At 58.8% G+C, this 11,008-nt stretch carries 8 protein-coding genes; 1 reads left to right on the forward strand and 7 read right to left on the reverse strand.

The window, feature by feature from the left end; genetic code table 11:
• Positions 1 to 296: 296 nt before the first annotated feature.
• From GBM95_RS09445 to GBM95_RS09470, 6 genes are all read right to left on the reverse strand, one after another.
• The gene (locus GBM95_RS09445) at positions 297 to 1,115 is read right to left on the reverse strand and encodes an amino acid ABC transporter ATP-binding protein (protein ID WP_152158871.1); all 819 of its coding nucleotides are present in this window, start codon (positions 1,113 to 1,115) and stop codon (positions 297 to 299) included.
• A 32-nt stretch (positions 1,116 to 1,147) separates the two neighbouring features.
• On the reverse strand, positions 1,148 to 2,065 hold the full coding sequence (locus GBM95_RS09450) for an amino acid ABC transporter permease (RefSeq protein ID WP_152158872.1): 918 nt from the start codon (positions 2,063 to 2,065) through the stop codon (positions 1,148 to 1,150).
• 102 nt (positions 2,066 to 2,167) lie between these two features.
• Positions 2,168 to 3,055 (reverse strand): ABC transporter substrate-binding protein, encoded by an 888-nt coding sequence (locus tag GBM95_RS09455; protein ID WP_152158873.1) that lies wholly within the window; start codon positions 3,053 to 3,055, stop codon positions 2,168 to 2,170.
• Between the two features lie 27 nt (positions 3,056 to 3,082).
• A complete protein-coding gene (locus GBM95_RS09460) occupies positions 3,083 to 3,907 on the reverse strand; it encodes a nitrilase-related carbon-nitrogen hydrolase (protein ID WP_152158874.1) in 825 nt (274 codons plus the stop codon).
• Positions 3,904 to 4,869, reverse strand: coding sequence for an ABC transporter substrate-binding protein (locus tag GBM95_RS09465; protein ID WP_152158875.1), 966 nt, complete (start codon positions 4,867 to 4,869; stop codon positions 3,904 to 3,906). The genes GBM95_RS09460 and GBM95_RS09465 overlap by 4 nt, the downstream gene beginning before the upstream one ends.
• Before the next feature lie 486 nt (positions 4,870 to 5,355).
• Entirely contained in the window at positions 5,356 to 6,495 is a 1,140-nt protein-coding gene (locus tag GBM95_RS09470; RefSeq protein ID WP_152158876.1) for a porin, read from the reverse strand.
• 339 nt (positions 6,496 to 6,834) lie between these two features.
• Here GBM95_RS09470 and GBM95_RS09475 point away from each other — a divergent pair, with 339 nt between their 5' ends.
• Positions 6,835 to 7,998, forward strand: a complete 1,164-nt coding sequence (locus GBM95_RS09475; protein ID WP_152158877.1) for a pyridoxal phosphate-dependent aminotransferase — start codon at positions 6,835 to 6,837, stop codon at positions 7,996 to 7,998.
• A gap of 401 nt (positions 7,999 to 8,399) precedes the next feature.
• On the opposite strand, the gene GBM95_RS09480 is transcribed toward GBM95_RS09475, so the two are convergent.
• Positions 8,400 to 10,670: an IS1634 family transposase gene (locus GBM95_RS09480; RefSeq protein ID WP_152158878.1), complete on the reverse strand. Its 2,271-nt coding sequence runs from the start codon at positions 10,668 to 10,670 to the stop codon at positions 8,400 to 8,402.
• Between the last annotated feature and the right edge of the window lie 338 nt (positions 10,671 to 11,008).

Below are 11,008 nucleotides of genomic sequence, written 5' to 3' on the forward strand. Positions count from 1 at the left end.
AAGCAAGCCTATAGCGTAAAAAAATAAAAAAGGGCGCTATCCTACTGCTGCAGGGATGGGCGCCCTTTTTTCTGCTTTCAAACTCCCAAACTCAGGTTTTGGCGTCATGTTAGCCGCGGGGCGTTCTCCGCCGCATCGGGCATTAGGCCGACCGTTGTCGCGCTTCCTCGCGTACCGAAGGCTTCCCGAATGGGACTTGCGGAGTGAAGTCCCTCAAAAGAAAAGCTCCGTCCGTGCTGCTGCCGGCGGAGCTTTTCTCAGATCAGGGTCCGGACGGAGAGCCGGCTCTGAACCTTTCAGATGTAGCGCTTCAGGAACTCGCGCGTGCGCGGCTGCTGCGGATTGACGAGGACGTCGCGGGGCTTTCCCTCCTCAACGACGCGGCCGTCCGCCATGAAGACCACCCAGTCGGCCACTTCGCGCGAGAAGGGAATTTCGTGCGTGACGACGACCATGGTGAAGCCTTCCTTCGCGAGGTCGCGGATGGTGTTGAGGACTTCGCCCACAAGTTCCGGGTCGAGCGCGGACGTGGGTTCGTCAAAAAGCAGCAGGTCGGGCTGGATGCAGAGCGCGCGGGCAATGGCGACGCGCTGCTGCTGGCCGCCCGAGAGACGGCGGGGGTATTCCCCGGCCTTCTCAAGGAGCCCCACGCGCTTCAGGAGCTTCAGGGCGCGCTTTCTCACAATTTCCGGGTCTTCGCCGTGCACGTGCACGGGGGCTTCCATGACGTTTTCAAGGACCGTCATGTGCGGGAAGAGGTTGAAGCTCTGAAAGACTATGCCGATCCGGCGGCGCTGCTGCGCTAGAACCGGGTAGGGCGCTTCCTCGAGGCGGCCGTTCTTCTCGACGTAGCCGATCTGAACGCCGTCCACCTGAATCGAGCCCGAATCGATGGATTCGAGATGATTGATGGTTCTCAGGAGCGTCGACTTCCCCGAGCCCGAGGGGCCGAGGATGACGACCACCTTGCCGCGGTGGACTTCGAGGTTGATTCCTTTCAGAACTTCGTTCTGACCAAAGGACTTCTTTACGTTGCTCGCGCGAACGACGATCGCCGGGCCCGTCTTGATCGGGTGAACTTCCGTTGCTTCGTCAAGGATCTGATCTGCTGCCATGTTTTTCTTCTCCTGTGATTCCCAACGATGCCTCAGGCCTGGGGCGCTTCAGGCACGTAGCCCGAATTGCGCTCGCTTCTGCCGTAGTAGCGCTCGATCTTCGCCTGCACGACGGTAAGCACCGAGGTGATGACGAGGTACCAGATGACGGCGACGAGAAGGAGCGGGATGATCTGGAAGTTTTCGTTGTAGATCGTCTGGACGGAATAAAGGAGGTCGTCCATGGCGATCACGGAAACCATGGCCGTCGCCTTCACCATTGAAATGACCTGGTTCCCGGTCGGCGGGATGATGGAGCGCATGGCCTGGGGAAGGAGCACGCGAAAGAGAATCTGGCGCTTGCTCATGCCGAAGGCTTCCGCGGTTTCACGCTGCGCCGGATCCACGGACTGGAGGCCCGCGCGGATGATTTCGCCCATGTAGGCGCCTTCATTGAGCGAAAGCCCCACGATCGCGGCGGTGAGCGGCGTGATCACGTCGTTCGTCGCGACCGTCCAGACGCCGGGGATTCCGAGCGTGGGGAAGAGCGCCGCGAAGTTGTACCAGAAGAGGAGCTGCACGAGAAGCGGAGTCGAGCGGAAGAACCAGAGGTAGAGGTCCGCGAGCCACGCAAAGAAGCGCATATTGCTCATCTTGAACATCGCGCAGAGGAGCCCGAGCACGGTGCCGAGAATCATCGAGACCACCGTGAGGGAGAGCGTCATCTTGATGCCCGTGAGAACGCTCGGCGCAAAAAGGTATTCGCCCACGGTCTGCCAGCCGAAGTTGGGGTTGACCGCGCAGGCGGCAACCGCGGCGACGAGGAGAAGCGCGATGAGGAGGGTAACGGCGAGCCGCACGGGATGACGGCGCGGAACGGCGGTGCTCACGTCGATTGCCGTTCTGGCAAGCTCTTCGGATGTCCATTTCCGCGGCTTCTCTGCCGCGCCCGTAGTGCTGGTGGTCGTCATGTGGGGAGGCTCTGATTTGTTCTATTGAAAGGGGAAATGCGTGATGCCGCCCGGACGGGGGCTTGGGGAATCCGCTCCGTCCGGGCGAGAAGCGTGCGGAAATTACTTCTTCTGGGTGGCGAGGTTGATGCCGGGGGCTTCAAGCTTGTTGTAGGTGAGGTTCCACTTGTCGAGGACCGCCTGATAGGTGCCGTTCTTGAAGAGCACCTTCATGCCTTCAAGAATGACGGGCGTCAAAGCGCTGCCCTTCGGGAGCACCGCCCCCTGGAAGATGTCGCTGAAGCCGTTCTTTTCGCCCACGGCGGCGAGCTCAAGCTTTCCGCCCGACTGGCTCACGAAGTAGGTGAGCGGCGCCTGGCTCGAGAAGAAGGCGTCGGCGCGGCCAGAGGAGAGCGCCATCGTGGGCGCCGCCTGACCTTCAAAGGAGAGCACCGTGACGGGCTTCTTTCCTTCCTTCACGCACACTTCCGACTGCTTCTTGATGACGCGTTCGGCGCTTCCCGCCGCCATCACGGAAACGCGAAGGCCGCAGGTGTCGGCAATGCTTCTGATGTTGTGGGGATTCCCCTTCTTGACGGCGAAGACCACGAATTCCTGCACGTAGTCGACGAAGTCGTAATTGACCTCGCGGTCGGGATAGTCGCCCACGGGTTCAAGCGAGACGTCGTAGCGCCCGGACTTGAGGCCGAGCATCGTGGCGGAATGGCCGGCGATCTTCGTCGTTTCGATTTTGACGCCGAGCACTTCGCCGAGCGCCTTGGTGAGGTCCATCGCGGCGCCTTCAATCGTCTTGTCGGCGCGCGTGATCGTGTAGGGCGAGAAGCTTCCGATCACGCAGTTGCGGATGACGCCCGCATCCTTAATGGCCTGCGGGAGCTGAGCGTTGAGCGCGGGATCAAGCTTCTGAACGGGAATGTCGGCGGCGAAGGCGGAACCTGCGCCGAAGAGAAGAGCGGCGGCAGCGGCTGCGGCAGTGAATGCGTGCTTCATGATTTTTCCTCAAATGGTTCGGTCGTATCAGAGTTCGCCCGCTTCGCGGAGTCTGGGCGCGGCAAAGCGGCGGTTTTCGAGAACGGGGAGCGCCTTCCTGCACTTTTCAACCCGGGCGGGATCGATGTCGGCGACGAGGAGCTCGTCCGTCGTGCCGCACTGGGCAACGACGACGCCGAAGGGGTCAACGAGCTTCGAGGAGCCGATGTTGACCGGTCCGCATTCGCTTACGCCCGCGACGAAGCAGGTGTTTTCAAGCGCACGGGCTCTCAGCGACAGATCCCAGTGCATTTCCTTCAGGGGGCCCTTCACCCAGGCGGCCGACACCACGAGGAGGTTGGCGCCCGCGAGCGCAAGCGCGCGCGTGATTTCGGGGAAGCGCGCGTCGTAGCACGTGATGAAGCCGCATTTGAAGGGGCCGACATCAACGAGCGCGGGGACTTCATCGCCCGGAACGGCGTTGTCGCTTTCCTTCGCGCTGAAGGCGTCGTAGAGATGGAGCTTCTGGTAGACGAGCTTCAGTTCCCCGTCCTTCACGACGAGAAGGTCGTTGGCGTAGCGTTCCTCGCCCGGGATCTTCGCCTGCACGGTGCAGACGACGGTGACGCGCTTTCCTTTGGTAGCGGCAAGGAGCGCCGTCACGAAGGGGCCGTCCAGCGGTTCGCTGTGAAGGCGCGGCCAGTCCTTGTCGCCCGGCTTTCTCGCGATGATGCCTTCGGGAAGGACGAGGAGGTCGGCGCCCTTCTTTTCGGCGCGCTCGATGAAGTCGCGGGTGATCGCCTGATTCTCTTCGCTCGTTTCCTTCACGAAGAACTGGCCGAGCGCCACGCGGAAATTCTTTTCTTCAATCATTTTGCAAAGTCCTCCGGAAAGAGCTTCCTTGCGGTATTGAGGTGCTCCGTCAAGTGCTGCTCATAGGCCTCGCGGCAGAAGTCGTCGACCATCCTTTCATTCGCCTCGAACCCCCAGGCGTCGTAGTCGGGGGAGAGCTGCGTTCCCTCGTCGATCAGGTCCTGAAGCACCCAGGGCGTCGTTTCGGCGTAGCGGCGGCGCTTTTCGCGCCAGAGCTTTCTCGAGGCGTCGAGCGTTTCGCAGAGCTCCTTCACGGCCCAGGGATTGGCGCGCACGAAGGATTCCTTGAGGGCGAGGATGTGGATCCCCGGGACGTAGCCCGTTTCCCTGAAGTAGGCGATTTCGTGAGCCTTGAAGTCGCGCACGACGGGGCGCAGGCCAAGCTTCCCTTCGCAGTAGCCCTGCGGCATGAAGGCCTGGAACATCGCATCGATGCGGCCGCTATGGAGCATGTCGACGAGCGGAACCTCGTTTTCCTCGTGCGTGATGTTGGCGCCGTTCCAGAAGTCCTTGCCGCGGTTGGGCTCGACCTTGTCCTTGGCAGTGCAGCGCGAGAGCACCCAGTTGATCTTGTCGCAGTCGACGCCCGCGCGGCGCAGAAGCGCCCGGGTCCAGGTGTTGCCGGAATCCTGCCAGCCCGAAAGCCCGATGGTCTTTCCTTCGAGGTCTTCAATGCGCTCGAGGGGACTCCCGTTCGTCGTCACGATGTTGCGGGTGCGGAAGCCCCGCATGATGAAGAAGGGAACGGCGACGATGCCCTGGGCCTTATTCTGGTCGATGCGCAGGTTGTAGCGCGAAAGACTCATCTCGGCGGCATCCGCTTCCGGGTCCTCGGCAACGTTGTCGATGAGGGACGAAACGCGGGTGGTCTGAATGTCGAGCTTCTCGGATTTGACGTCGCCCAGAAGAAGCGGCGTCCAGAAATCCCAGTCGCGAACCTTGAGACGAAGTTGAAGCGCCATGTTGAGTGTCTCCGGAAAAAGTATCGGTAAACAGAAAAATCGCTGCCGGGCCTTGTCCGGCTTGGGGTCTTTCGATTCTATGAGCGCGATGAAGAAAGAATCTGCTTAGTCAATTCGGTTTATGCCCGGGGACGCTTTGATTTGGATCAGGGTTTCGGCGGGATGCGCAGGAAGGCGCGCCAATGAGGTTTGATGGGTGAAAGATGGGGCTTGCTGCCGGATTGCCGGCCGCAGCGCAGTATTCAGAATCAGAGCCCGAAAGCGGCTTGTCGAAACCGGGGAGCAATGCTTCGACGCTTCCGGATAGAGCTCGGCCTCATCAATTTTCCATCGCGAGATAGGCGGCAAGAAGCTCTTCTGGGAGCCTCCCCGATGTCTGGAGTGAAGTTCAACAGCAAAAAAATCCCGGAGAGGCTTTCGGGGCCTCTTCCGGGCAGACTTCCGAGAAAGAATATGAAGAAAAGAGGAGTGTTTCTCTGCTAAAAATCAGAAGTTGTGCATCATGCCGGCCGCACCCATGAACTGGTTGAAGCGGGCAGGTTTGGACAACAGCTTGTCGCCGTCAGCGTAGGAGGCGGCGAGATAAAGGCGCGTGCGCTTTGAAAGCGCGTAGTAGTAGACGCTGCCGCCCGAAATGACGGTGCCTTCGGTTTCGCTGAGGCCTTCTTTATTCCCCTGCCATTCAAACTTCCCGTAGGTGAGGGACCCCGTGAAGGTGTGGCGTCCCACGGGATAGGCGGCCGTCACCACAACGGCGTTGCTTCTCAGGCCTTTTGCGGACTGGTCGTAGCGTGAAGCTCCGACCATCTGGTTTCTGAGGTCGGCAGCAGCGCCGATGCGCCAGTCGTTTTCGCCGTGGTAGTAGGTGACGGCAGAGACAACGGGCCCGAAGTCGTAGCTCGCGATCAGGTGCGTGCCGAAGGTGTCATGCTTCTTCGGGGCCTCGGGATTGAGATGATCAGGCTTCTCCCAGGAGAGGATGGTGCCGAAGCGGAGCTTTTCGCCCGTCCAGCCGCCTGCGAGCTGAGCGACGATGTTGCGGTCCGACCAGCCGTAGTTCTTTTCCTGGGTTTCCGAGCCGTTGGAATAAAGACCCTGAAGGAAGAAGCCTTTCGTGCCCTTGGTCGAGAAGGCGACGGCGTTGTCGAGGTTTTCCGGCGCATTGAAGGTGACGTTTGCCGGGGCGATGCCCACGAAGCTCGCGTTCGTCATGTTGGCGCGAAGGCGCATGTACATGGAATAGGGCTGCGTCGCGCAGGAGAAGTTCGCGATTCGGCCGAAGGAGAACTCAATGTCGTTGTTGCCGACGAAGAGGCGCGTGGAGCCGAAAAGGTGATCCTGGTTGGCGAGAGACCCCGTGTCGAGCGCGATGGTGGAGCCGACATGAAAGCCCGCGTACCAGTCGTCCCAGAGCTTTTCCGTGCCTTTCAGGTTGATGGCGGAATCCCACGGCGTTTCCTTGTAGCCGGCCATCTTGAACGAATCGTCGCCGTTCTTGGGGTTCGTGTAGTAGAAGCCTTCGGCAATGATGCCGGAGATCTGAACCTCGGCGGCGGAGGCGGCAGCGGCTGCTGTGAGGGAGAGCGCAGCGGCTGCGGCGGCGAGCGTAATTCTGGAGAGAGGCATTTGGTCGGATTCCTTTTTGCGGTTGATTTTTGCGGGTGCGCCCGATTCTTGATGCGGGGCCTTGGGGATCGCCTGAAGTGGTCGGCTTCGTGCGGGCCCCTTGAAAACAATCTATTGGAATCGATTGGATGCGTCTATCGGATCTTTCCTCGCGTCTCCGATCACTTCAGAGAAAAGTTCTTCCCATTTTTGATAGTTCGTTTGGGTTAGGTCGTTGGTATAGGACGCATTGAGATGGCGCAGGTATTACTTCAATCAATCCCTGATCTCTCTGCGGATGAGCGCAGAATCATGAGACAAACGCCATCGAAGCTTTTCGTTCGAGCAGGGGAGATATTCATGATCACGCTGAGCCAACGCAGCAGCACCTTTACCGATTCCGTCATCCGCCGCATGAGCCGCGTCTGCGCCAAATACGGCGCCCTCAACCTCGCGCAGGGGTTCCCCGACTACAACCCGCCCGAACCGATGCTGAAGCGCCTTGCGGAAGTCGCCTACCAGGGACCGCACCAGTATGCAACCACCTGGGGCGCGCAGAATTTCCGCGAAGCGCTCTGCGAAAAGGTGAAGCACTTCAGCGGACTCGAATACGATCCGAATTCCGAGGTCGCCGTCACCTGCGGCGGCACGGAAGCCATGATGGCCTCCGTTCTCGCAACGGTGAACCCCGGCGACAAGGTGGCGATCTTCTCGCCCTTCTACGAGAACTACGGCGCCGACGCGATCCTTTCGGGCGCAGAACCCATTTTCGTGCCGCTGAAGCCCCCTTCCTTCTCGTTTGACGAGGAGGAGCTCAGAAATGCCTTCCGTCAGGGCGCGAAGGCCCTCATTCTCTGCAACCCGTCCAATCCGTCCGGCAAGGTCTTCACGAGGGACGAGCTCCTTGCGATCGCGAAAATCGTGAAGGAATTCGACGCCTTCGTGATTACGGACGAGGTCTACGAGCACATCATCTACAAGCCCGCGGTCCATACGTACTTTGCGGCGCTCCCCGGCATGCGCGAGCGCACGATTGTCTGCAACTCGCTCTCGAAGACCTATTCGATCACGGGCTGGCGCCTGGGCTACGTCCTCGGGCCCGCGGAAGCGCTCGACCGCGTCCGCAAGGTTCACGACTTCCTGACGGTCGGCGCTGCGGCGCCCCTCCAGGAAGCGGCCGTTACGGGCCTCAAGTTCGGCGACGACTACTATGAGGAGCTTCAGGCCGAATACACGCACCGGCGCGATCTCTTCCTTTCAGGACTCGATTCCTTGGGCCTCAGGTACTTCCGTCCGCAGGGCACGTACTTCGTGCTCGTCGACATCAGTGACTTCGGCTATGACGACGACTATCAGTTCTGCCTCGACCTCGCCGAAAAGGTGAAGCTCGGCGCCGTTCCGGGATCGAGCTTCTTCCGCGAGCCCGTGCACGACTACATTCGTCTGCATTTCGCGAAGGGCGACGACCGGGTGCTCGAGGACGCGATCAATCGCCTGAGGAACATCAAGATCCTCCAGAAGTAATCTGTGGTCATTCTTAGGACAAAGGACCGGGAGCTTGAAGAAGCTTTGCCGGTCCTTTTCTATTTCAGAGCACGCGGCGTCTCTGCGGGTGCAGGGGAGACGTGCACCATCTTTCGTTTGAGCCATGATGCTGCGGCCTGAGGAGAATCTTTTATCACTTAGCCTTGATATTTCATCTGGCCTCGGAGCTCCGATCTCTGAGGCTGAATTGAGAATCGATCTCATCTAGTCGCCATAAATCCGCGCAGCGGGTACAACACCCCCTTACCCCCGAGTTGACAACGAGTCGGGGACGCTCCGTCAGGGGCTATTCCATCCGTGAATTTCCGCTAGCCGGCTAACACGGACCTCGCGAGAAGGCAAAAATATTCCCCCTCAGCGAAACCGTTTAACCGGCTTTTTCACACGCCGTTCTCGTCCCTCTGAAGCCGCTCCTGCTCTGCCCGCATTAACGCCATCACCTTCTCTCTAGCCTCTTTCTCAAGCGTCTTGTCGTTCTTGCGCCCTTTGGGGCGTCCGACCGTTCGCTCCCCAGACTTCTGAGCCGCCTCGCGCTTGGCTGCTTCGACCAACTTGGCGACTTCCCGGTCGATGCGCTTCTGATTCCAAGCTCCCTTGGGACGTCCAGCTTTGCGCTTCTCCTTCGTCTCCTGCGAGAGATCCGCCTGTGTCGGCGTACTCTTGTTCTTTGAGCCTTTCGGGCGGCCTGGCTTGCGCTTCACGGGCTCTTCGACCTTCAAACCCAACGCTTCGGCTTTGCGGCGTTCTTCTTCGGCTTGAGCCTGTTTTTCGAGGGTCTTTTGGTTCAGGGAGCCCCGGGGACGCCCCGGACCACGACGCTCCGGCTCAGCTTTTGGCGGTGCTTCATCTGCAACGGAGACGTCTTCGGCCGCAGCTGCCTGCGACTCTTGCTTTGGTTCATTGCCGCTTGCCGGCTCTTCCTCATTCTGTGGATTCCACTTCGTTTCATCGAGAGGCGGCAGCGTGCGAGTCATGCTCTCGAAGTGCTGATCCGCCGCTCTATTGGAGATGTCCAGTGCAACCGCCTCGAAATGCCTCTGCGACAATCCAAGCCCGGCCAGAAAGCTGCTCGTTGAACTCAGCATGTCATTGGTAAAGTCATACGTGTCGCTTGTGGTTTTGAAAATCCGGCATCGATCCGTCTCCAGGATCATCTTGTTTACGTCAAAACCGAGCCGCTTGCAGAGATTGAGCATTTGCGAGCGAATGATGGCTGCGACAAAGGCAGCGGTGAATTTGCTTTCAATGCTCTTGTCGCTGTGGACGCGCGTGGTATGGAAGCCCAGCTGCTTCTTCAGGATCATGAACTGTTTCTCTGAAGCATCGCGGCGATCGTAACGTTCGTCGATTTCGTCGGCAGTCATGTCTTCGGACGAAGCAATGGCATAAAAGCCCTTCGCCTCCAAGGCTTCCTGCCACTTCTGTTCTTTAACGACTACTTTCTTGACGCCTTCCTCCTCAACGATCTCAAGGTAGGGGCGCAACTCGGCAGAAACGCTGATTGTCTCCTTGCCGTTGGCCTTCTGCGGTTTGGCAAGCTTCTTGGTGAGCTTTGCCTTCTCGCAGAGGATCTTTAACGACAAGTGCTCCGCTCGAGCGCCGCCGTTGACGTGGTCGTAGAAGAGCGCCACGCAGTCCTCGTGAGTGCTCTCCTTGAAGAGCTTGACTTTGTCAGTAATGCCGAAGAGGAACTTCTGATCGACGATGTGGCGGACCTGACAGCGGATCTCCGCCGAATGCCGCTTGTACATCTCCTTGAAGCCTGCCGTTGACTCCTTGAGCATGATGACCCAGGCATAGCCGCACTCCTCAATCAGCGACATGACTTCTTGAGAGCAGAAGCCGCGATCGAGAATGATGCCTGCGACATCAATGTCTTTGTCCGTCAGAGTCTTGACCAGGCGCTTGATTGCCTTGGCATCAACCATCCCTCCGTGGTTGACAAACCACGTGACCGGAACACCTCTGGCTTCATCAACAGCCCATATGTAGCTGACGATATTGACGTTCTTGTGAGATTTGGCGGCTCCCTTGGCAGCAAGGCGACTTTCAGAAACGGCGCAATCGTTGTTGGAGCCGTCAATGCAAAGCCATACAAGCCTGGTGCCATTTGCTTTACACCGGTCTAGCCAACCGGATCGCAATGCATTGATTTCTTCGCTGGAGATGCTACCGAACAGCTCCGAGTACCAAGTGTCTTCATACGCCCGTTCCGAAAAGAGTGCTTGAGTGCGCATGGTTTCGGCGAAGAGCTGCGTGGTGTTGCTTCGGGAGCGGAGCAGGAACATTGCGTAGTCCATCACCGCATTGCCGTTCTTGGGGCCCATGGCCTCTTGGAGAATGTCGTAGAGGCCCGTGCTCCGGCCGATGGCGAGCGTTGCGCAGTAGAGCCCGATGTGAAATTCGAACGGCAGACGCGGTTCTCCATAAACCTTCGCCCATTCGGCGGGGTAGCGCATGCGGAAGGTGTCGTTGGGGTACATGAGCGAGAGAGTCCCCGTCACAGGGTCCTTGACGGCACGTCCAAGAACGAGCTGATTGCGGCGGTTGTCTTTGGTGCGCGTAGAGATGAAGACACGACCGTTGCCTCGATTGATGAGGCAGAAGTCAGGAATCGGAATGGGCTTTAGTTCACGGTAAATATGCGACATGAAAACTATCTAGAAACGTTAGCCTTGGCTAACTAATGATTGTACAATATTTCAATGAGTTTTGCAAGCAAAAAAATAGAGCGGATGCCTTGAGAGTAAGGCATCTGCTCTATCAAAAAACTTTGGACAGTTGAGTGTGCGTGAAGCTCGTGTTAGTGCGCGCGCGTCGTATTCCGCTTTCGACTGCGCCGCTTCTTCAAGGGCTTATGCGGCTGCTCGCGCCTGAGCAGAGCGTGCCGAACCTGACTTTGGGAGTTTCAAGGCCCTAAAAATCGTGGGTTGCCCTGCACCCCACTTTTTTTGACCTGAATTCTCTATTTCGTTATATAGGCTGGTTA

Origin of the sequence: Sutterella seckii, assembly GCF_009183815.1 — a bacterium.
GTDB lineage: Bacteria > Pseudomonadota > Gammaproteobacteria > Burkholderiales > Burkholderiaceae_F > Sutterella > Sutterella seckii.